This is a genomic window from Trichocoleus desertorum AS-A10 (assembly GCF_039962155.1).
Taxonomy (GTDB): Bacteria; Cyanobacteriota; Cyanobacteriia; order FACHB-46; family FACHB-46; genus Trichocoleus.
On the sequence record NZ_JAMPKN010000002.1, the window covers coordinates 522187 to 543887 of the forward strand.

Below are 21701 nucleotides of genomic sequence, written 5' to 3' on the forward strand. Positions count from 1 at the left end.
TGAAGAAATATATGACTGAGCTGGAACAAGTAGCGGCTGCCTTTGACAGCAAGGACTATCGCACTGCCGCCCAATTGCTGAAAACCTTGCTACAGCGCATGCCAGAAAATCCTTGGGTGCAGTTGTATCTAGGGCGCATGCATGAAGTATCGGGGAAGCTAGAAGCGGCTGAGACAGTTTATCGGCAGCTCCTCCGCAACTCACTGCATCCCAAAGTGGCGACGCAAGCTCGGCAAGGGATACAACGAGTGGAAGCGATTGTAAAAGCGCAACGACAACAAGCGATCGCTGAAGCAACGGCTGACCCTGCCAACACAGAACTCGGATTTTTGATGCTGGCCCCAGTGACGGGGGAAGCCAGAAACGTCGCCGCCCAGAATTTCGCTCGCATCATGAAGCTGGATGCCTATACCGCCCGGATGCAACTACCCAGTCGCAGTTGGCAACTGTACCGCACTGGGCCAGTTGGGGAATTGCAGGTCTATGGCCAGGAGCTACGTAACGCTCAGATTCCTGTGTATTGGGCGGGTTTAGCTGAAATTGAAAAGTTGCGCGTCTTTCGCGTCCTACATTTTCAATCAGTTGCTCCCCAAATTACTGTTGTTTGCCACAACGAATTTGATCAAGTCGGGTCATTAACCTTTGAGTGGTCAGAGGTGACGCGGCGGGTTGAAGGACTCCTGCCTATTTTTGGCGATGTGATTGATCAAGGAGCTTGGGGCAAGCTGCAATGGAAAGAACAGACCCAAGACTACGCGCATGTTTGGGACTTGCATATTCCGGGCCGCCAGTCCATCCTACGATTCTGCGACAGTAACTATCTGTTTCAAGAAGATGCTGCGATCGCGGATCAGGTAACGCCCCAAACCACCACTCGAATCAACTGGAACCACCTGATCGCGTTTCTGAATCAAAAATTGCCCAATTTAGAAACTTGGTCAGACTTCACAGGCTTTGCTGAAACCACCGCAGACCATATTCCCCCCTTAAGCCGCATCAAACCGCAAATTGACATAGAAAGAAAAGCAGAGACCCATTGGGACCCTGCCTTTCAGCTTTATAGCGCTCTGGTATTTTTGCAGTCAAGTTGAAAAAGACTTAAAAGAGGCAAGTTAGGAGAGGAGAGCCTCAAAACCTAGCAACTAGGTAGGAACTTTAACTTGGCGAGCCATATCCAAGAAGGAACTCATGTTAGGGCCAGGACGACGGCGATCGCCAAAGCTAGAAAATGCGATCGCAGGTTCAGACGACTTTTGTCCGTTCTGGTTGTTCGCAGCGGCAGGAGCGGGCTGAGCAGGAGCGGGTGGCATTGCTTCAGTTTTCGCAGCCTCAGCCTTGGCAGCCTTTCTGGCTTCAGCCTTCCCAGGTTGAGCAGCGGGCTCTGGCGCTTTGGGAGCTTCGACCTTGGTAGCTTCAACCTTAGCAGGTTGGGTTTTCACGGGTTCAGCTTTCGCAGCTTCAATCTTGGCAGGTTGCCCATTCGCTGAGGAGTCATCAAATTCCATGAAATAGCCTGACTTCCGCTTAGGCTGCGGCACAGCACTGGGCGCATCTGCGGATGACTTCTTGTTAAAGAAGCTAGTTACAAAGGCCAAAATTCCATTAATTAGTTTCTTAATAAAACCGAACATGATACCCGCTCCTACCGTTGGTCCTGATGAGTTAAATGAAAACCCGAAAGATTGAAGCTAGCTGAGACTTAGAGCTGCTTAATCTGATTGATTTAATTATGAAAATTATGAAATTTTCTGACTCAAAAGCACAAGATTACTCAACATTAATTTACAAAAGTTTATTGACAGCATAAGGAGTACAAATACTTATCTCCCAAGAGCTAGATTAAGCCAAACTGCTTTTCAGACTTTTAGGTTGCTGCTCAGAATCAACTATTTGCCCTTGGCTTTTACCCTTAGCTTTTGTCTTTAGCCAGTCCGTTAGCTGTCCTAAACCAAGCTCAAAATTGCGATCGCTACTGTCTAAGCTAGAAGTGTAAGCAGAACACATTAAGGAGTTGCATGGGTTTTCGCCATCCAGTGTTGCTAATTCACGGCATTAACGACACCGAAGCTGTTTTTCACTCCATGTCTCGTCACTTAACTCGCTTAGGTTACTCAGTCCACAGTCTTAGCTTAACGCCTAACAACGGTCATTTAGGCTTGGAACATCTAGCAACTCAAGTTTCTAATTATGTAGCTAGAACCTTTGCACCAGAGCAACACTTTGACTTAGTTGGCTTCAGTATGGGTGGCATCGTTAGCCGTTATTACGTGCAGCGCTTAGGTGGCATCGCTCAAGTCAAGCGCTTCGTCACCATTGCTTCACCCCATCAAGGTACGTGGCTCGCCTATGGCTCTGAGCGACCTGGTTGTGTCCAAATGCGGCCTGGAAGTGCTTTTTTACAAGACTTGAATCAAGATGCTGAGATCTTGAAACAGCTCCATTTCACCTCCATTTGGACCCCTCTAGACTTGATGATTGTGCCTGCCAATAGTTCGCTGATGCCTGTGGGTCAAAGTGTGCCAGTTTGGGTGCCGAGCCATGCTTGGATGGTGTCCCATCCCCAGAGTTTGCAGGCAGTTGCTTCCTGTCTCCAAACGCCACTCCAGGGTTCTGGCTCTAGCGATCGCCCACCTGAGCAAAGTCGCGATCGCCAAAAATTGCCGCGGGATGGCAGTAGAACTTAAACTCCAACAGATTGTGAAAGGGATCTTCGAGAAAGAAGGTACGGTGCTCTAAAGGTAAACCTGTGAAGCGGCGTTTTGGTTCTTGATAAAAGCGCAATTGGCGTTGTTGCGATCGCTCTAGCAGTTCTTCCCAATCGGATTCTGAGGTAAACACCAGCCCAAAATGCCTGGGATAAATGCCCCGTTGCGGCATGAGTGGTTCTGAAGTCGTGTGAGCTACCAGTTGATGCCCGTAAAGGTTAAGGATCACAGAGGTAGCATTTTCGCGCCCTACCGTACATCCCAATCCTTCCGTATAAAAGGCTTTGGTTTGAGCAATATCAGTTACTGGAAAAGCCAAGTGAAACAAGACAGTATTCATAAACTCTAATTTCAGCAAACTACCCTTCTTAAAGATAGTTTGCGATCTAGATATCCTTTAGAATTTAGAGTTTGAATCAGGCCTGGAATGGTGCCAGAAAATATTAATTCGTCAAGTGAGACACAAAAGAATTAATTAGGAATACATATTCAAACCACTGCTTCAGATACTACATCAAACTCTACAGAAGTATTAAGAACTGCGTGCAATCTCTCCCAGGCCACCCTAGATTATGGTCTGATTTTTTACAGGTAGTCTGCTCAATTCTGCTTAACTTAACCACATGATTGCAGACAGTACCGCCGCTAAAAAACAGTCGCTTAAAGTTGGCCTATGACTAGAATTTACTTTGCTACTAACCGCCGTCCTAATCGAGCCGTAGACCCTGATGACTTTGGTAGTAACTTTAGCGACGATGGTTTAGCAAATTTACGCTTTGGTCGGGCCGAGGTGTCAGGCAGCAACTTTGATCAAATTCAGATTCGAGTCGCTTCTGAGGACTTATTGGCAGACCCACCTGTGTTGGGTAGCCAAGCCATCTTTGAGCAGGTGCGTCAACAGATGGCTCAGACAGGTGAAGATACCATTATCTTTATTCATGGCTTCAATACTTCCTTTCGCGGAGCTTTAAGTCAGGCAGCTCGGCTACACCAAGTTTTGACAGCTAACGACCCCATTGAGCCGACACGTCCCTTGCGGCTGAATATGTGTGTCTTTTCCTGGCCGTCGGATGGTTCTTTACTGTTGACCAATCCGCGATCGCGCGATGCTGTCGCCTACAAAAACGATCGCCTGGATGCTGCGGCCTCTGGGGTCGCCTTTGCGCGCGCCTTCTTAAAAATGGCTGATTTTATTAATGATATTAATCAGAACTCTCAGCCCCGCTGCAACCAACGATTGCACCTGATCGCTCATAGCATGGGGGCTTATGTGTTACGAGCTGCCTTGCAAGAAGTCAAAAAGCAAGTCGTTCAGTTACCTAGAATCTTTGATCAAGTGTTGCTGACGGCAGCCGATGAAGATGATGATGCTTTTGATTTCGATTACAAGCTATTTTCCTTGCCTCGCATTACTCGTCGCACTAGCGTCTACTTCAACCGCAACGACTTAGCTTTGTGGGCTAGCGACACCTTAAAAGGGAACTCTCCCCGCTTGGGCAGCGATGGCCCTATGCAACCACAACAACTGCCTCGCAACGTCTACCCAATCGACTGCACCGATATCATCTCCCGCATTACCGATCCCACCGAGCATGGCTATTTTACGACTGTGCCGCGAGTCGTGACTGACATGCGACAGGTGATTCGTAATCAAATCCCAGATGAAATCCGGGGGCGACGCTATATCCCTGAAACCAATCGCTATCGGTTGCTCATGGGACTCGACCCCCAAAATCGCTAAGACCAACCTCCCCCAATCCACTCTCCCAAGCCAAAAAGAATTATAAATCTGTCTCCCCTTCCCTAGTAGGGAAGGGGCTGAGGGTTAGGTCTCAAGTTGCCTGACTAGGAAGAAATTTCAGGGAAACTCCATTCATGCAGTAGCGCTGACCCGTAGGCCGAGGACCGTCATCAAACACGTGACCGAGATGACCTCCACAACGGCGGCAGTGCACCTCCACTCGTGTCATGAACCAAGACTTGTCAGTAGTAGTCGCGATCGCGTCCTCAATCGGAGCATAGAAGCTAGGCCAACCCGTACGGCTATCGAATTTAGTTTCAGAAGTAAATAGTGGCAACTCACAACCAGCACAGATATAAGTGCCCTGGCCATATTGCTTATCGAGTGGGCTAGTGCCAGCCCGTTCTGTTCCATGCTGACGCAGCACTTGAAACTGTTCCGGCGTCAAAATCTGCCGCCACTCTGCTTCTGTTTTAGTAATTTCAAAATTTTCGTTGGTAGTCGTCATAGCACTTGAGTTCCCACGTAAATAAGATAAGCCCCAGGCCGAGCCAACAATTGCTGCACCCGCCCAGATAAAGTTTCGTCTCTGCATTCCTCCATTATGAAGTCTATGAAGCGGCTGATCAGCTAGCTAAATTCAGCTAGCAACTTTTTGGAGGGGGTTTGGGGGACGCAACCGTCCCTCAGCGGAGGTTTGGGAGCAAGCGCCCTTAAGATCTTGATTCAAGTCTAATGAACAAGACATCTCGCCTGTACGCTAGGGTGAAGTTGTAGTCAGCTCAAGTTCTACCAAGCCCTTTGTGAGGTCACAGCATGGATCCGCTAGAAAGCGTCAAGATGGCCGTTACTACCCTTACTGCCAACAAACTGCGAAGTGGCCTGACCATGCTCGGCATCATTATTGGCAACGCTTCCGTGATTGCGATGGTAGGAATCGGGCAAGGAGCCCAGAAGTACGCTGCCGAGCAGTTTGAATCCTTAGGGCCGAACGTGTTGTTCATTGTGCCTGGTTCTAGAGAAGCCCAGCGCTCCACCTTCGAAGTTCCCAAAACGCTGGTTCTAGCTGATGCTCAGGCGATCGCGACTCAAGTTCCATCTGTCAATGCCGTTGCTCCCCAAATCAACAGTCAGCAACTAATCACCTATCGTAATAAGAACAGCAACTCCATCATCATTGGCACCACACCAGAATTTCTCACCGCCCGTGACTTTGAAGTTGGCCAAGGCCGCTTTATCAGCGAGCTGGATTTAGAACGCAATAACCAAGTCGTTGCACTTGGCGCTGAAATTGCCGAAAAGCTGTTTGGCAGTGAAGAACCTGTTGGTAAACAGATTCGGATTAAAGATGTCAGTTTTCAAGTCGTTGGGGTGATGGAGGCAAAAGGAGCCTTTCTGGGCAACAACCAAGACGACACGCTTTATATCCCACTTACCACCATGTCCAGCCGCATTGTAGGGCGCACGTCTCCCTATGGCATCGACCTAACCTTCATTGTCGCCTCGGCCAAAAACGAGAAAAGTGTGGAAGCCGCTCAGTTTCAGATCACCAATTTGCTGAGACTGCGACATAAAATCGCTGGAGATGACGACTTCACGGTGCGATCGCAAAAAGATGCCTTGGAGGTAGTGGACAACGTCACTGGAGCGCTGACCATTATGCTAGCGGCGATCGCGGGAATTTCCCTCTTTGTGGGTGGCGTGGGCATTATGAACATCATGCTGGTGTCAGTGCGAGAACGCACCCATGAAATTGGCCTCCGCAAAGCAATTGGCGCAACCCAGCAAGACATCCTGATTCAGTTCATGATTGAGTCAGTGATTTTAGCTGCTCTAGGAGGCGCGATCGGTACCTTTATCGGAGTTGGTGGCATTGGGTTAGTGGGTGCAGTCACTCCCTTAAAAGCAGGCGTTTCCCCGGTCGCGATTCTGGTTGCCGTTGGCGTTTCGGGTGGCATTGGCTTGTTCTTCGGAGTTGTGCCTGCGCGTCAAGCCGCTAAACTAGACCCCATTGTGGCGCTTAGAAGCGCTTAGGAATTACGGCGCTTAGAAGCGCATAGGAATGACGGCGCTCAGAAGCGCATAAAAGAAATACATAAAACGAATTGCTTAAGGAGTTGTAGGAGCGATCGCTATGCCAAACTCTGTGATTATCCGACTAGAAGATATTGCAAAAACCTACGGCTCCGGTGAAACCGAAGTCCGAGCGCTCGCAGATGTAGACTTGGTGATTGAAAAAGGAGAATATTGCTCCATCATGGGCGCTTCCGGTTCCGGGAAATCCACCATGATGAACATGATTGGCTGCCTAGATCGCCCCACATCTGGCAGCTACTACCTGGATGGTGTCGATGTTGCTCGCCTCGGAGATGCTGAACTCGCCCATATCCGCAATCGCAAGATTGGGTTTGTCTTCCAACAATTCCATTTATTGCAGCAACTCAGCGCTTTAGAGAATGTGATGCTGCCGATGGTTTACGCCAACGTCCCCAACGACGAACGCCGCGATCGCGCCGCAGAAGCCTTAAAACGAGTCGGATTAGGGAACCGCATGAACAATAGACCCAACCAACTTTCTGGGGGACAACAACAACGGGTCGCCATTGCTCGCGCGATCGTCAATCGCCCCGTCTTGCTCTTAGCCGATGAACCGACAGGGGCACTCGACACTCGCACCACCAAAGAGGTGATGGACATCTTCACCGAGCTCAACGCCAGTGACATCACTATTGTCATTGTCACCCACGAACCCGATGTCGCCCGCCTCACCAAGCGCATCGTCTGGTTCCGCGACGGTCAAGTACTGCACTCCCACCTGCACCCTGAAGAACTCGGCCAAGTGGCAGCCGCATAACCCTAATTCGCAATTCGGAGTTCGCAATTCGTAATTGAGTTGCTAGCAGACTCAGCAATTTAAATAATTATTACGCCGCTCTTAATGAGACGGATGGCTTGAAGTTTAAGGGAAAACTGAAATTGAGGATGCCAGTTCCCTTTAGGTAAGCCCTGCCATGTCCCGCAAGTTACCAATCCCTTTGATTTTGCTAGTCGCCATTTTATTCATAGCCCTAGGCGACAGCTTTTTACCCCAACCCCTGAGTGGAGCCAGCCTTAGCACCCGTACTGCTCTGAACTCTGCGATCGCAGGCATCTTTCCTTCCTGGCGACCCAAAACCAAACCCTACGAACGCACCGAAAAAGCCCTAGAACAAGAACAAAGCGCTCCCTAAACTCTAAAACCTATCCATAGCTCAGCGGGGGCCTCAATGGGGATTTAGGGGCAGGTGCCCCCAAGTCCTCCTACAATTAGGCTTCCTTCAACCAGCTAAACATCGCCCGCAGATCCTTACCCACGTCCTCAATGGGATGTTCTGCTTCTTGACGACGCATCGCTGTAAACCCAGCCTTACCCGATTGGTTTTCTAGCACAAATTCACGGGCAAACTGACCCGACTGAATTTCGCTCAGTACCTTCTTCATCTCAGCACGAGTGCTATCGGTGACAATGCGAGGACCACGAGTCAAGTCACCATACTCGGCTGTATTGGAGATGCTATCGCGCATCTTCGCCAAGCCACCTTCCACAATCAGATCCACAATCAGCTTCACTTCGTGCAAGCACTCAAAGTAAGCTAATTCAGGTTGATAGCCAGCATTCACCAAGGTCTCAAAGCCAGCCTTAATTAGCGCACTCAAGCCACCGCACAGAACCACCTGCTCACCAAACAAGTCAGTTTCAGTTTCTTCGCGGAAAGTAGTTTCTAGAATGCCACCCCGAGTGCCACCAATACCTTTGGCATAAGCCATCGCGAGATCGCGAGCTTGACCAGACGCATCTTGATACACCGCAAATAGAGCAGGCACCCCTTGGCCTTGCTCATAAGTCCGACGCACCAAGTGACCAGGGCCTTTGGGCGCAGCCATCACCACGTCTACATCACTAGGAGGCACAATCTGGCCGTAGTGAATGTTGAAGCCGTGAGCAAAAGCGAGAACTTTGCCTGCCTTCAGGTTGGGTTCAATCTCTTCTTTGTAAACGGTCTTTTGCACTTCATCAGGTAACAAGATCATGATGAAGTCAGCCGCAGCCGCAGCATCAGCTACGCTTTTAACCGTCAAGCCTGATTCTTGGGCCTTTGCAGCAGATTTGCTCCCTGGATACAGCCCGACGATGACGTTCATGCCACTATCTTTGAGATTGAGAGCGTGGGCATGACCTTGAGAGCCATAGCCAATGATTGCAATGGTTTTTCCAGCTAATAAGTCTAAATTGGCATCAGCGTCGTAATACATTCGAGCCATATCGGGTGTCTCCTGACCGCATGCGCGTGATTCTCTGCAAACTCTTAATCTTATCAGACTTATGTCTCAAGACCGTTGCGAATCCATGCTGTCAGAAAGTACAAAAACCCCCTAACTTAGGGGGAGAAGAGAGCAAGAAGTTCGTCACAATGATTAAGCTTAAGCAGTTATTAGACTACTTGTTGTAGGGCTTCCTCTTGGAGAGCATTGAAATCTGCACCACGAGGCAGACGCTTTTTAGCTTCTTCGTCCAGCTTTTTCCGAACGGTTAAATTAGCAATTCCAGTTGCTGGCAAGCTATAAGTTTGTTGGAAGGTCTTCATGGCTCGCAGAGTCAGAGGACCGTAAAATTCGCTTACAGGCAGCTTAGCATTGACGGTTAGATTCAAGCTGTACTGAAGATTTTTCACGATTTGTCCAGCTTTAATTTCTGTTGCAGCATCTAATCTGCCTGTAATTGGCAAGCTGTATTGGGCTTGAAATTCGCGTAATGCTGCCTGAGTGTAGATATCTAAGGTGGCGTCGTAGTTGCCGTTAATGCCGTTGGGGCCTAGGTTATATCCCAATCCATCCAAAACTTCTTTGATTTGAGTTAGAGAGTAAGCCATGATGCAATTCCTGCTGCTTGAGTAAAGGCTTGATTGATCTCAAGTTAGCTTTGGCAGCACTGCTGTCACCTCCTACGGTGTGGTCATCCAACCGCATGAGCTTGCTTTACTCCTACTGGATTGTGGAAATGCTGGCAGTGAAAGTGAAGTTAGTTAATTGTTAAAGTTATTTTTCAGTGATGTGAACGTATATAAAAGCACTAGGCTATCGCGGATTTAACTAAAAACTTCCAAAGAACCAAATAAGCCGTAAAAACAGGCTTGATTGGAGTCCCAGGATTGCGTAAGAATACTAAATCCAAGTTCGCGACTTCACACACAGTAAGAATGAATACACAGCCAGATGACCAGCCTCATTCTGGGAGTACCGATACCGCGATCGCTCAGCAGTTTAGTCAGGCCGCTGCTCGGTATCAACGTTTTTCTAGTTCTTTCAGTCGTACGCTCAACTCGCTCTTTAGTTTTTGTGATTGGCAACTGGTGCCCCTAGAGCGAGGGATGGAGCTAATTATTACTTGTACGAGTAGCAATGTGCGATCGCAGGTGATCAACAGTTTGCTACCCATTTCAACCAGGCTACAAAGCTTGTTTGGGTGTTCTAAAATTCGGGTTTTGGGTGGGTCTTATCCGTTTGAGACGAGTACGGATGAGGTGATCCGTCATCACCGTTATTGGAAGCGGTACGACAATCGTTAAGTATTTGGTAAGAACCAGGCCATTGGGGGCGTTTGCCCCTAAACCCCCACTGAGGGACGGTTGCGTCCCTCAGACTCCCTCCAAAACAAATTAACTTCCATTGTTTACTAAATTAGTGCGTCTTCGCTTCGGGGAAGGAATTAGGGATTAAGTCACTTCCTGCTTGGGTTTCTGGGTTACGGGTGTACCAGTAGGCCCAGGCAATCAGCACAGCTTGGAGAGGAAGCCTAGCCCAGTAAAGAGCTTGGTTTTGCGGAATCCCATCAATTTTGATGTTGTGCAACGTCATGTAGATATTGGCAGGGAACACCGCAATAAACAGGGAAATTAAGCCCCAAGCTGCTGCCACACTAACGAAGGGAATCATTAAGCCAATGCCCCCCAGAATCTCAAAAACGCCACTGATGTAGACGGAGGCGAAGGGGGGAAACGGTGGCGGTACGATGCGGGCGTATTGCTCTGGTCTGACGAAGTGGCTGATGCCAACGATGATCAGACAAACCGCAAAGATACCCCGAAGGATTTCTTTGCGGCGATAACGGGATTGAGAGGCAGAGGGCATAGAAACTCTAGGAAACGCTAGCCCAAAGATAGCGATCGCTTCTCCGTTCTGCGTCTACCAAGAGTTAGCTTTTAGCGTCGCCCGGAAACTGTAGGAGGGGGTACTTCCACAGGAATGGGTTGAGGAGCTAAGCGCCGTTTGCGTCCGAAGCCACCATGCCAATCATGGAGCAAGGTGTAGAAGCAGGGAATGATAAATAAAGTGAGCACTGTGGCAAGGGACATCCCAAAGAAAACCACGATCCCTAGAGGCTGCAAAAATTCTGACCCTTCTCCAATTCCCAGTGCGAGGGGAAACAAGCCTAGAACGGTGGTAACAGTGGTCATCATAATCGGACGTAAACGTTGAGGAGCAGCTGTGAGAATGGCGGTACGGCGATCGCAACCCTCCTCTTCTCGAATCTGATTGGCTAGTTCCACCATGATGATGGCGTTGTTGACCACAATCCCCACGAGCAAAACGGCTCCTACTACGACTGTGGCTCCGATCGCGGTTTTGGTGACGTACAGACCTAAAATGCCACCTGCTAGCGCCAACGGCACCGTCAGCATGATCACCAACGGATCAATCAGGGAGTTATACTGCACCGCCATGACCACAAAGACCAGAAACGCAGCCAGCCCACCCAGGGTCTTCAGAGAATCTTGCAACTGACGACTCGACTCTGCCGCAGAGCTAGGCAACACTGATACTCCTTCGGGTAGCTCAATTCCAGCCAGGACTGCATTGACTTCCTCCAGGGCTGCGCCCAGACTAGCTCCCTCATTCAAGCTGCCTGCAATGATAAATACTTGCCGCTGGTTAATGCGCTGAATTTCACCGGGTGCTTGACCTTCTTCAATCCGAGCTACATCACCAAGTCGAATCCGGCGGCTATCTTCAACAAACAAGGGAAGTTGAGCCAATTCAGAGGCTTGCTGGATTGCTGCCTGATTGAGTTCCACTCGCACATCCACTAAGCGGTTGCCTCGCTGGAGTTGCGTGGGTACTGAGCCTTCTAGGGCAGTTTGGATGGTGTCACCAATATCTTGAGTCGTTAAACCGACAGTAGCCAGACGTTCCCAATCTGGGCGAATCTGTACTTCGGGTTGGCGTTCATCTGCATCGGGTCGGAAGCTGGCGAGGGCAACGCGATCATCCAAAGCTTGCAACGCTTGGCGTCCAGCTTGGCTCAGTTGTTGAGCATTCGGGCCTTGTAGAATTACATCAATTTCTGCCCCCCGCACCGGAGAGTTATTCAGCACAATGCCTCGCACTTGGCCAGGATTCAGTCGCAGTCGAATCCCAGCCAGATTGAGTTTGTCAAACTCTTTGCTGACTCGGGCTACATAAGCTTCAACATCGCTGCCAGGCTTGAGTGTAACTGTGCTGGTAGCTCGGAGCGGGTTGGCACTCGTGTTGCTGCCAAACAAAGAGCCACCGACGGTCGTGAAGGCATAATCTGTCTCAGGCTGCTCCAGCAGAATTTGATCGACTCTGGTCATCACCTTCTGACTGGTTTCTAGCGGTGTGCCTGGGGGAAACTGAGCCGATAAGTTGGCTTGACCTGTGCTGATGCGCGGCAGAATTTCTTGAGAAATTTGACCCGCCATCCATAAGCTGCCGCCGCCTAAAACGACAATGACGATCGCAACCACGACCAATCGGTGACGCACCACTTTGGCTAAAGTATTAGCGTAGCTACGAGTGGCTGAGTCGAAGCGTTCGTTAAATTTCCGCAATATCCAAAAGCGATCGACATGACTCGACCAAGGCAGCATCAGCAGTCGCGCCGAGAGCATCGGCACCACTGTGACGGCAACGACGAGAGAAGCAACTACCGCAAAGCAAATGGTGAGAATTAATTCGTTGAAGAGTAAGGAGACAAAACCGCCAATCAGGACAAATGGCAGGACCGACACTAAGTTAGCTCCAGTCGCTGCCACCAAGGAAGACTCAACTTCTCGGCTACTCTCCTCAACGATTTCATTCGCGGCTTGGGTCGAATATTCAGTTTCAGTTCCCTCGCCTGCACTTTGCCTTGATTCTGCGACTCGCTTATTAATGTTCTCCAAAATGACCACAGAGGTATCCACCGCTTGGCCAATACTAATGGCGAGCCCCCCTAGACTAAAGACGTTGAGGGAGAAACCAGACAGCTTCATCACGATCGCCGCCGCCAAGGCACACAAAGGAATCGTGAGGGAGATAATGAATGTCTGTCGTAATGAACCTAAAAACACCAGAACTGAGAGAGCTGCTAAACCTGCGCCTGCTATCCCGGAACCTGTCACATCAGAGATGGAGTTACGAATAAAGCGCGACTCATCTAAGGTTGGACGGATCTCTAAGTCTTCTGGAATCAAACCAGACTGCTTGAGGGCTTCCAGCCTTTTTTTGACACCATCTACCACTGCAACTGTGTTGGCATCGGGCTGCTTTTGAACGCTGACTTTAACGGCAGGCTGGCCATTCAGCGCCACAAATACACGCTGTTCTTCATTACCGTCAATAATCTCAGCAAAGTCTCGCAAGTAAACCCGACTAGTCAGAGGAGAACTTGCAGAGGAAGCACTGTTCTCCCCTTGTGTGGCTCCGCTACTAGTTGCTTGGTTCGTAGCGGAGCTGCTGCCTCTCGTTTCAAATGACAAATTAGCAATTTCGTTGGCATCTTGAAATCGGCCCACGGTGCGGGTCAGCGGTTCTACACTCGAGCCTAGAATACGGCCTCCAGCGACATCGACGTTGCGATCGCGCAGGGTATTCAACACATCTGTCAGCCCCACACCAGACGCTTGCAGACGGTTGAGATCGATGTTGACTCGAACTTCTTCGGCCACACCACCGGAGACATCGACAGAAGCAACCCCAGGGACAACGCCTAACTCACGGGCTAGCTCTTCATCAGCAAACACGCGCAATTCCACACTTTCACGGGAAGGCGAAGTTAAAGCAAACTCATAAACAGGTAATTGCGACGGATCAACCTTAAACAGGCGCGGCTCCTCTACCGTCTCTGGCAAACGCCCCCTAGCTCGGTTGAAGGCAGCCGTGGCTTCATTCAGAGCTTGGTCAATATCACCGCCTGGTTGAAAGAACAGGTCTAAGCTCACCTGTCCTTCCCGCGTTTGCGAATAGACCTGAACTACTCCCTCGGTAGCTGAAAGCGCTTCCTCTAGGGGCTTGGTGACTTCATCGACAGCCACTTCTGGAGAAACTCCCGGCGCATCTACCCGCACCCCAATCCGGGGATAGGTAATGGAGGGCAGCAGATCAACTTGCAGCGTCGTCAGAAAGAAAATTCCCACCACAATCACGGCTAGGGTCAGCATCAGGGTACCGATATGCTGACGAATCGCGATCGCACTGACGCTAAAGCCTTTGGGTTGAGGAGCTTGCATTACCGCTGTTTCCCTTGGTTTGGATTAGGTTGAGTCGTTCGGGTAGGCTGGGTGGTTTGAGTGGGTTGAGTCGGTTTTTGAGTTTGGCCAGGTTGAGTTTCCGAGAGGATGCTCAGACGCACTGGAGCACCATCTTTCAGCGGTCGGCCACTGCGAGCCACAAACTCTTCCCCTGCTCGCAAGCCAGACAAGACTTCCACTTTGCCGTTGGCTTGCTGGCCTAAGGTGACAGAGCGAGCCACGGCTTTGGGTTCTTGGGTATTGCCATCCACGACAAATAAAGTGGCATTACTAGTGGCGTTATTGCGCTGTTGCTGACCTTGCTGGTCTCGCTGACCTCGCTCTGACTGAATGGCCGATTCTGGCACTACGACCCGTTGCGATCGCCCCTGCACAAAACTCACTCGCGCAAATAGCCCACTACCCACACGACCATTCTCGTTGGGAATCGTAACTTCAATCGGGACGTAAAGAGCATTTGCCACAGGCGTAATCCGAGTTACTTCCCCGCTCAAGACTTGATTGGGAAACGCATCTAGGCTCACCCGCACGTCTTGACCTTGGCGAATGGTGCCGAGTTGCTTATCTGCGACGTTGACGATGACTTTAGCGCTGCTCAAATCACCTAAGCGCAGAATCTCGGTGCCTGGTTGCACCAAAGTGCCTGGGTCCATTTCTCGCTTCAGCACCACACCTGTCACCGGGGAACTCAGCGTTGCATAAGATTGCCGCTCGTTAGCTTGAGCCACCACAGCCCGCTGAGCGGCCACCCGACCCTGGGCTGCTACCACTGCCTGTTGCCTGGTGCGGACTTGTTCTTGGGCCGAGCGTAGAGCTTGAGCCGCAGTACGAGCTTCAGTTTGGGCTTGCTCAGCAAGCTGAGCGGCGATCGCTCCCTCGCGCAACAACTGTTGGAGCCGCGCCGCATCGGATTGGGCTTGTTGCAGTTGGAGTCGCGCTTCTTCGACCTGCGTCCGGGCATCATTCACTTCTGCCTCAGCTTGAGCCACTTCCGACTGACGGGTAGCCAATTCCGCTTGGGCTTCTGTGACCGAAGTAGTCAACAGCGAAGCATCTAACTGGGCGACTGTCTGGCCTCTACCCACCGTATCCCCCGCATCAACGAGGAGATCGAGCAGTTGGCCTTCCACTTGAGCCCGCAGAGAGACTTCCCGCAGCGGCTGAGTTGTCCCAGTAAATTCCAAATTTTCTTGCAAGGAACCAGTTTCAGCGATCGCCACATCCACTGGAGTTGGGCCACCGCGTGCTCCTCCGTTCTGCTGCCGAGGTGCTTCTGCATCTGCTTTGGTGAAAATTCCGCAGCCTGATACAGTTACCAGCAGCATCAGCAGCAACGCTCGACTGGCCAGCAGTAGCGGAAATCGTTCTGAGGTTTGAGGCTTTACGTCAGCAGACTGTGGCATAACTTGAACGAACCACTCGAACGTCGTTTCTGAAATTTTAACTTTGCTTTACAAATTTCGGTACACTTACTAGGTATATCAATTTGTTATAAGCAAATTCTTTGAATTAGCCCATGCTTGAACTAGCCGCTCTCGGACTTCTGCAACAGCAACCGTTGCATGGATATCGCCTCAAACAGCAGCTAGAGCAGTTTATGAGTGGTTGCATTAGCGTCAACTATGGGGCGATTTATCCCTTGCTTAGACGCCTAGAGGACCGGGGTGACATCATGACTCAAACTGAGGAAGCGAGTCAGGGAGGCCCCAGCCGGAAGATCTACCAAATTACATCTCAAGGACGCGATCGCTGGAAGCAAGAAATGATGGCTCACCCCCACGAAAGTTGGGTGAATGCGCGATCGCGGTTTTGCATCAAGGTTTTCTTCTTTAGCCACATAGAGCCAGCCGAGCGGCTGAAGTTAATTAAACACCGCTTAATGACTTGTCGGTTGCGCTTAGAAAGTCAGCAAGCCGAGCCAACGCCGAGTGATCCGTACCAAGCGGCGATCGGGCAACGATTTGAGATGGTGTTGCAGGATGAAATTCAGTGGTTAGTCCTGCAACTGCAACAGGAAAAGCTGGACAGTTTAGACAGTCCACCTCAGCCTGCATCCATGAGCCTAGATAGATTTACGGCTTATAGCGAATTCTCTTAAGGCCAACGCTAAAACCCAATTTGCCGCCACGATAGACTGATTCATGATTTAGTGATTTAGTAGAAATTGACACAGAGGACACACCTAGAGTCTGTTAAGCAACCAACTCTGCTTTTTTGATTTTGCTCAATTCATTCATGAGAGGGAAAGGGTAATGACCCTTCTAGTTGTGCTATGAATCCAAACCTCAAAGGGCTAAACATCCCAGCAGAAGTTTTTGAGGCTCTGGAGTTGCGATCGGCTATGACTGGCGTAGACAAAGCCGATTTAGTGGTAGAAGCCCTGCGGCAAAACTTGGATCTGGCTTTCACCATCGAGCATTTGATTGCTGAGATTGCCAGCTTGAAAGCGAATGATCAGAAGTTAGAAGTTGATGTTTTGGATCTCAGGCAGAAGGTCGATGGTCTAGAAGGACGATTTGCTGGCCTCAAGACTGCGCTGGAGCGAAATACCGAAATTGCTTTAGGAGCTAGGATACGATGCACCAGAGCAGTAGCCCAATCTAGAAGCTTAGTGGCTCAAGCTCGCAACACCCGCCAAGCTGTTGCGGAAAGTCGGCAGCGATCGTGGATCTAGGTTGAGTGAGGGGTGGTACGTCCTGCTAAGTGGGCAACCGTAGCAATCAGGTCGGATGGGCTCACAGGCTTAGGGACATGCAGTTGAAAACCAGATAGGAGCGCGCGGTTTCGGTCGTCTTCTCTGGCATATGCAGTTAAGGCCGCCGCTGGAATGTGCCCTCCCTGCTCGGCTGGTAGCGATCGCACTTGATGAATCAGGGTATAGCCATCAACCTCTGGCATGCCAATGTCACTCACCAACACATCTGGGCGTTGCTGCTGTAGGGCCGCCAAAGCTTCTGTGGCAGAAGCAGCCGCAATCACACTCGCACCGCATTGTTCTAAAGCAGTCGCGACAAATTCGCGGGCATCGGGTTCATCATCCACCACCAGCACTCGTAAACCTTGCAGATCGATAGATGGTTCTGAGACACCTAGATTGCTGCTAGTCGTAGAAGCTGGCTCAGGGCTGGTCGATTCTAAGCGAGCCGTAATCAGGGGTAATTTAACCCTAAAAGTAGCTCCCTGGCCTTCGCCTAGACTTTCGGCTTGCACTACTCCGCCATGCAGTTCTACCAAGTGCCGCACGATCGCCAGTCCCAATCCTAAGCCACCATAGGAGCGAGTGGTAGAACTGTCTGCTTGGCGGAAGCGCTCCCAAATATAAGGCAAAAATTCTGGGCTGATACCTCGCCCTGTATCACTGATGATAATTTCCGCCTGAGCCTGGCTCCGCGCTAGCTGAACTTGCACTCGGCCACCGGACGGGGTGAACTTAATGGCATTGGAGAGAAGATTCCAGACAATTTGCTGAAGGCGATCGCTATCTCCTGAAATCGGGCTGGCCGATGAATCCAGCACAGATTGCAAAAGAATCTGCTTAGCATCGGCAGCAGGACGCACTGTCTCGATCGCAGCTTCAATCACTGCCACCAAATCCACCGGACGCACTTTCAGCCGCAACTTACCCGTAATGATCCGGGACACATCCAAAATATCTTCGATCAAAGTTGCCAGCGAGCGGGTATTGCGTTCCACTGTTTCTAAAGCCCGCGCCACCATCGCTTCGTCAAACTGACGCGATCGCAATAATTGCGTCCAACCCAGCATGGCATTTAAGGGGGTTCGCAACTCATGGGACAGGGTAGCTAAGAATTCGTCTTTGGTGCGGTTGGCGTTTTCGGCTTGGGTGCGTTCTTGTTGGGCGATCGCATAGAGGCGAGCATTATCCACCGCGATCGCCACGCGACGAGCCAAGTCTTCCGCCAAGGCCAAGTCAGCTTTACCATAACGCCGACCTGACTCAGCGGCAACAAAGATGATAGCTCCTAGAATCTGCTCACGCGCTACCAACGGCACGATCATTAAAGATTTGAAGCCAATTTCCCGCATCAGCTCCAAATGCTGAGGATCACGGGCCCCCTGCACCAGCATGGCATCAGTGACTTCTGGGTAAAGTTCGGAATGGCCAGTCCGTAACACTTGGGCTAGACCTGTGGAAGCATTCGGATCGAGCGGATATTGCTGGCGGAGTTTATGTCCTAGCTCGACTTTGGCTGGATCAACATGGGCAACCACCAGTTGCTGCACCGCGCCATCGGGCTGAATAATATCTACTCCGCACCAATCCGCTAAAGTCGGCACCACCAGTTGAGCGACGCTCGTGAGGGTAGTTTCGTATTCCAGAGAGGAAGCAAGAACCGTACTAGCTTGAGCGAGGAATCGTAGCGCCTCTTCTGCTCGCTTGCGCTCGGTTAAATCTAAGGCAAAGGTAATCCCTACATTCGGATCTTCTTCCAGCCGGGCACCACCCACCAAAACCGGAATCCGACTGCCATCTTTGCGAATGAATTCCTTTTCGTAAGCAGAGCAAACGCCACCTCTCTGATCTTCTAGAATGGCCTGCTCATCTAGATAGCGATATTCAGCAGGAGTCAAGGCATCCCAACGCAGCCGACCTGCTGACAAGTCTTCGGGTGTGTAACCGACCATTTGCAGAAAGGCGTGGTTGGCTTCCAAGATGTTGCCAGTGCGCCCCGCAAAAAACAAACCGATAATATCTGCTTCAAATAAACGCCGGAAGCGCCCTTCGCTATTTCTGAGAGCAGTTTCTATTTGTTTTTGTTCAGTAATATCCTCATGCATGAGTACTACCTCACGCGGGCGGCCCAGCTTATCTTTCACGGGGTAGATAAAGGCTCTCACCCAACACTGAGAGTCTGAGCGCGAACCGACTCCGGGTAGCGTAGCTTCCAAGTCATACAAGACCGCTGGGATGGCGGTGGCGACTCCGGCGAATCCCTGTTGAAGATAGGGCATGAGGCCTTTCTCGACCAATTGCTGATCGGCCAAAACATTGTAGTCACCCAACTGCTCTAGCGTGATGCCCCACAGTTCTTCCCAAGCCTGGTTCACCTGAATCGTGCGACCATCGGGGGCAAAAATTTGGGTACTCCAAGGCGATTGCTCAATTAGTGTCCGGAAGCGCTCTTCACTTTGGCGCAGCGCTTGTTCTGACTGGTACAACTCCGCCAGCGATCGCTCAGCGACAGACCGAGCCTGTACTTGCGATCGCGTCACCCAAAACAGCGCCAAACTCAACCCAATTCCACTCAAGGCAATGTAGGGTACGAAGCTCTTGCTAGAAGCTAGTTCAAACTCTGGGCTAGAGGTGAAAGTGATGTGCCAAGCTCGACCCGCAATGGCGATCGCCCTGGATGTAGTGAACCGAGGACGGTAAGGCAAGCGTTGGTGAACCCGCAATCGATCCGAGCGGTGCAGCAAGTTTTGTGGGTTTCGATCAGATCCGTCATAAATTTGGAACTCAACCGCTGGATATTGTTCATTGCCGAAGATACCTGCCATCAGGTCATCGGCTCGGAAAGGACTGTAGACGAAGCCTTGCAAAGCTGACCGCCGCCCGGCGACCGTACCAGGAGTATCCCCCGTACGATACAGCGGTACATAGATCAAAAAACCTGCTTGCTTATTTTGCTCAATCTCTTGTAAGAGAGTCACTCGACCCGAAGCTGCCGCAGCTCCAGTATCGCGAGCCTGCTCCATCGCTGCCCGCCGCACTGGTTCTGTAAACATATCAAACCCGAGGGCTGCTCGATTGCGCTGGTCGAAGGGTTCTAAGTAAATAATGGCGTGGTACTCGGCTCGCGGAAAGTCTGGTTGAATGGCAAAGTTAGTAAAGCCCTGCTGTCGCATCTCACCAATAAAAGCATCCTTGTCGTCTGCCCTCAGCCGTACCGAGAACCCAATCCCTTGAGTGCCTGGATAACGCCGCCCTAGTTCTACCTGTTTTACATAAGTGCGAAATTGGGCTGAGGTAAGGCGCTCATTGACAGCAAACAATCCACTACTGGAGCGTAGTAGGGCGATGTAGGTTTCTAAACGATTTTGAATTGCATCTTCAGTCCGCTGAACTGCATTCTCGAATCGTATTTGGTCTTTGGCTCGCGCCACAGTCGCCACGTAAGCAGTCGCAACGGTGGTTAGTAGCAATGCTCCCCCCAAAACGAGATAGGGGGTCCAAGTACGACGGGGCCGAACAGGTGGCCAAGGCAATCTCAATTTCATGTTGGCGCTGACTCAAAGAGCGAAGCGAGGACGGCGATCGCTCCAAGGCTGTAAGGCTTCAATCTGAGCCGCCAAAGCAATCAAGGTAGATTCAGCCGCAGGACGACCGACAATTTGCACTCCCATAGGCAAGCCTCGCGGATCAAATCCGGTTGGAATGGCGATCGCAGGTTGACCACTGGCATTAAATGGCGGCGAAGGAGCGACCCAATTGGTAATTTTCTGCAAGGTTTCGGCGGGGCCTAAGTCAGCCCATTCTCCCACCCGAATCGTGGGGTGCAGAAAGACGGGTAGCACCAGCGCATCATAGGTATCGAAGAAGGCCACAATGCGACGGGCGATCGTCTGCATCATCCCCACCGCTTGCAGATATTCCCCACAAGAACCAGACTGCTCTAGCATCCAGCGATTCATCAGTTGCAGATACTCCCCTGGAATTCCAGATGCTGCCACCCCCGCTCGCCAAACCACTGTAAACGGCTCTACCAGATCCGCAAAGTCAGGACAACCTGGTTCAACCTGATGCCCCATCGTTTCTAACAGCTTCACTGTAGCCAAAACGGCTTGCTGACAACCGGGGTCAGCTTCTCCAATCGGTTGCACCGCAGTCGAGAACGCAATTCGGAGCGGTGGTACAGGTTGCCCAGCCGTAGCTTTGGCTTGCTCTGCCACCTTGAGAAAAGAAGGATTCGGGTCTGGGAGCCAATAAGGATCACCTGTGGTGTAACCGGACATCACATCTAGCAGGGCTGCCGCGTCTGTGACGGTGCGGGCCAAAGGGCCATTGGTGGCAAGCCCACTCAAGCGATCGCCTACGGGTGCATAGCTAATTCGGCCTCTAGAAGGCTTAATGCCCACCAACCCACAACAGGCCGCTGGCCCTCGAATCGAACCACCACCATCAGAGCCTTGGGCGATCGCACACAACCCTGCCGCCACTGCCGCTGCTGCCCCACCGCTAGACCCACCGGGCGTGTAGTCCAAATCCCAAGGGTTTCGAGCGGGAGGAAATCCTAGAGGTTCCGTGTAAGGAAAAGAACCCAGCTCAGACGTTGCGGTTTTGCCCAGGATCACAAAGCCTGCCTGCTTGATCCGCGTCACCACGCCATCTTCATAGTTGGCGATATTGTCCTTCATCACGGGAGTGCCATAGGTACAACGCACCCCCAGCACCGCACTTAAATCTTTAATTGAAATCGGCACCCCAAAAAATGGTGGCAGTGCATCAACATCGTGGTTCTGAGCAAGAATCTCTGTTTTGGCTTTGGCATCTGCGATCACCTGCTCTGCCGTGACCGTGAAATAACTGCCAAGCTGACTATCTAGCCGCTGAATCCGCTCCAGATACAGCTCGGCTAGTTCTAATGGCGACACTGTTTTGGCACGAATCAGTTGTGCTTGCTCAACAGCGGGGGTAAAGGCTAAGTCAGTTCGATCCATAGTTTT

20 protein-coding genes are annotated in these 21701 nt (G+C 51.0%); 10 read left to right on the top strand and 10 right to left on the bottom strand.

Going from position 1 to position 21701, the window contains the following annotated elements; all coding sequences use genetic code 11:
* Positions 1-11 precede the first annotated feature (11 nt).
* A complete protein-coding gene (locus tag NDA01_RS06130) occupies positions 12-1091 on the top strand; it encodes a tetratricopeptide repeat protein (protein ID WP_348227237.1) in 1080 nt (359 codons plus the stop codon).
* A gap of 51 nt (positions 1092-1142) precedes the next feature.
* Here the strand turns inward: NDA01_RS06130 and NDA01_RS06135 are convergent, their stop codons facing one another.
* Complete coding sequence (locus tag NDA01_RS06135) at positions 1143-1631, bottom strand: hypothetical protein (protein WP_348227238.1); 489 nt, start codon at positions 1629-1631, stop codon at positions 1143-1145.
* A gap of 384 nt (positions 1632-2015) precedes the next feature.
* On the opposite strand from NDA01_RS06135, the gene NDA01_RS06140 reads away from it, so the two are divergent.
* On the top strand, positions 2016-2684 hold the full coding sequence (locus NDA01_RS06140) for an esterase/lipase family protein (RefSeq protein WP_348227239.1): 669 nt from the start codon (positions 2016-2018) through the stop codon (positions 2682-2684).
* On the opposite strand, the gene NDA01_RS06145 is transcribed toward NDA01_RS06140, so the two are convergent.
* Complete coding sequence (locus NDA01_RS06145) at positions 2617-3045, bottom strand: VOC family protein (RefSeq protein ID WP_348227240.1); 429 nt, start codon at positions 3043-3045, stop codon at positions 2617-2619. The two genes, NDA01_RS06140 and NDA01_RS06145, sit on opposite strands and share 68 nt — an antisense overlap.
* A 333-nt stretch (positions 3046-3378) precedes the next feature.
* Between NDA01_RS06145 and NDA01_RS06150 the strand changes: the two genes are divergently transcribed.
* A complete protein-coding gene (locus tag NDA01_RS06150) occupies positions 3379-4446 on the top strand; it encodes an alpha/beta fold hydrolase (protein WP_348227241.1) in 1068 nt (355 codons plus the stop codon).
* Between the two features lie 91 nt (positions 4447-4537).
* Here the strand turns inward: NDA01_RS06150 and msrB are convergent, their stop codons facing one another.
* Positions 4538-4954 carry a peptide-methionine (R)-S-oxide reductase MsrB gene (gene msrB / locus NDA01_RS06155; RefSeq protein ID WP_370527421.1) on the bottom strand — a complete coding sequence of 139 codons (417 nt, stop codon included), beginning with the start codon at positions 4952-4954 and terminating at the stop codon, positions 4538-4540.
* Between the two features lie 308 nt (positions 4955-5262).
* Between msrB and NDA01_RS06160 the strand changes: the two genes are divergently transcribed.
* The 3 genes from NDA01_RS06160 to NDA01_RS06170 all read left to right on the top strand — a co-directional run bounded on the left by NDA01_RS06160 (position 5263) and on the right by NDA01_RS06170 (position 7676).
* Positions 5263-6480 carry an ABC transporter permease gene (locus NDA01_RS06160; protein ID WP_348227242.1) on the top strand — a complete coding sequence of 406 codons (1218 nt, stop codon included), beginning with the start codon at positions 5263-5265 and terminating at the stop codon, positions 6478-6480.
* Between the two features lie 100 nt (positions 6481-6580).
* Complete coding sequence (locus NDA01_RS06165; RefSeq protein ID WP_348227243.1) at positions 6581-7300, top strand: ABC transporter ATP-binding protein; 720 nt, start codon at positions 6581-6583, stop codon at positions 7298-7300.
* A gap of 157 nt (positions 7301-7457) precedes the next feature.
* Positions 7458-7676 (top strand): hypothetical protein, encoded by a 219-nt coding sequence (locus NDA01_RS06170; protein ID WP_190431143.1) that lies wholly within the window; start codon positions 7458-7460, stop codon positions 7674-7676.
* 76 nt (positions 7677-7752) lie between these two features.
* Here NDA01_RS06170 and ilvC read toward each other — a convergent pair whose 3' ends face one another.
* Both ilvC and NDA01_RS06180 read right to left on the bottom strand, forming a co-directional pair.
* Positions 7753-8748, bottom strand: coding sequence for a ketol-acid reductoisomerase (gene ilvC / locus NDA01_RS06175; protein ID WP_190431142.1), 996 nt, complete (start codon positions 8746-8748; stop codon positions 7753-7755).
* Between the two features lie 170 nt (positions 8749-8918).
* Positions 8919-9356 carry a peptidoglycan-binding domain-containing protein gene (locus tag NDA01_RS06180; protein WP_190431140.1) on the bottom strand — a complete coding sequence of 146 codons (438 nt, stop codon included), beginning with the start codon at positions 9354-9356 and terminating at the stop codon, positions 8919-8921.
* A gap of 29 nt (positions 9357-9385) precedes the next feature.
* On the opposite strand from NDA01_RS06180, the gene NDA01_RS06185 reads away from it, so the two are divergent.
* Positions 9386-9520: a hypothetical protein gene (locus NDA01_RS06185; protein WP_348227244.1), complete on the top strand. Its 135-nt coding sequence runs from the start codon at positions 9386-9388 to the stop codon at positions 9518-9520.
* Between the two features lie 163 nt (positions 9521-9683).
* Entirely contained in the window at positions 9684-10052 is a 369-nt protein-coding gene (locus tag NDA01_RS06190) for a hypothetical protein (protein ID WP_348227245.1), read from the top strand.
* Between the two features lie 112 nt (positions 10053-10164).
* On the opposite strand, the gene NDA01_RS06195 is transcribed toward NDA01_RS06190, so the two are convergent.
* From NDA01_RS06195 to NDA01_RS06205, 3 genes are all read right to left on the bottom strand, one after another.
* On the bottom strand, positions 10165-10614 hold the full coding sequence (locus tag NDA01_RS06195; RefSeq protein ID WP_190556577.1) for a DoxX family protein: 450 nt from the start codon (positions 10612-10614) through the stop codon (positions 10165-10167).
* Positions 10615-10685: 71 nt separating this feature from the next.
* Positions 10686-13994 carry an efflux RND transporter permease subunit gene (locus NDA01_RS06200; protein ID WP_348227246.1) on the bottom strand — a complete coding sequence of 1103 codons (3309 nt, stop codon included), beginning with the start codon at positions 13992-13994 and terminating at the stop codon, positions 10686-10688.
* Positions 13994-15418, bottom strand: a complete 1425-nt coding sequence (locus NDA01_RS06205) for an efflux RND transporter periplasmic adaptor subunit (RefSeq protein WP_348227247.1) — start codon at positions 15416-15418, stop codon at positions 13994-13996. Before NDA01_RS06205 ends, NDA01_RS06200 begins: the two co-directional genes overlap by 1 nt.
* A 113-nt stretch (positions 15419-15531) precedes the next feature.
* Here NDA01_RS06205 and NDA01_RS06210 point away from each other — a divergent pair, with 113 nt between their 5' ends.
* Together NDA01_RS06210 and NDA01_RS06215 are read left to right on the top strand one after the other, a co-directional pair.
* On the top strand, positions 15532-16113 hold the full coding sequence (locus tag NDA01_RS06210) for a PadR family transcriptional regulator (protein WP_348227248.1): 582 nt from the start codon (positions 15532-15534) through the stop codon (positions 16111-16113).
* A 174-nt stretch (positions 16114-16287) separates the two neighbouring features.
* A complete protein-coding gene (locus tag NDA01_RS06215) occupies positions 16288-16689 on the top strand; it encodes a hypothetical protein (RefSeq protein ID WP_348227249.1) in 402 nt (133 codons plus the stop codon).
* On the opposite strand, the gene NDA01_RS06220 is transcribed toward NDA01_RS06215, so the two are convergent.
* Complete coding sequence (locus tag NDA01_RS06220; protein WP_348227250.1) at positions 16686-20255, bottom strand: CHASE domain-containing protein; 3570 nt, start codon at positions 20253-20255, stop codon at positions 16686-16688. The two genes, NDA01_RS06215 and NDA01_RS06220, sit on opposite strands and share 4 nt — an antisense overlap.
* A gap of 12 nt (positions 20256-20267) precedes the next feature.
* The gene (locus tag NDA01_RS06225; protein ID WP_348227251.1) at positions 20268-21695 is read right to left on the bottom strand and encodes an amidase; all 1428 of its coding nucleotides are present in this window, start codon (positions 21693-21695) and stop codon (positions 20268-20270) included.
* Positions 21696-21701: the final 6 nt, after the last annotated feature.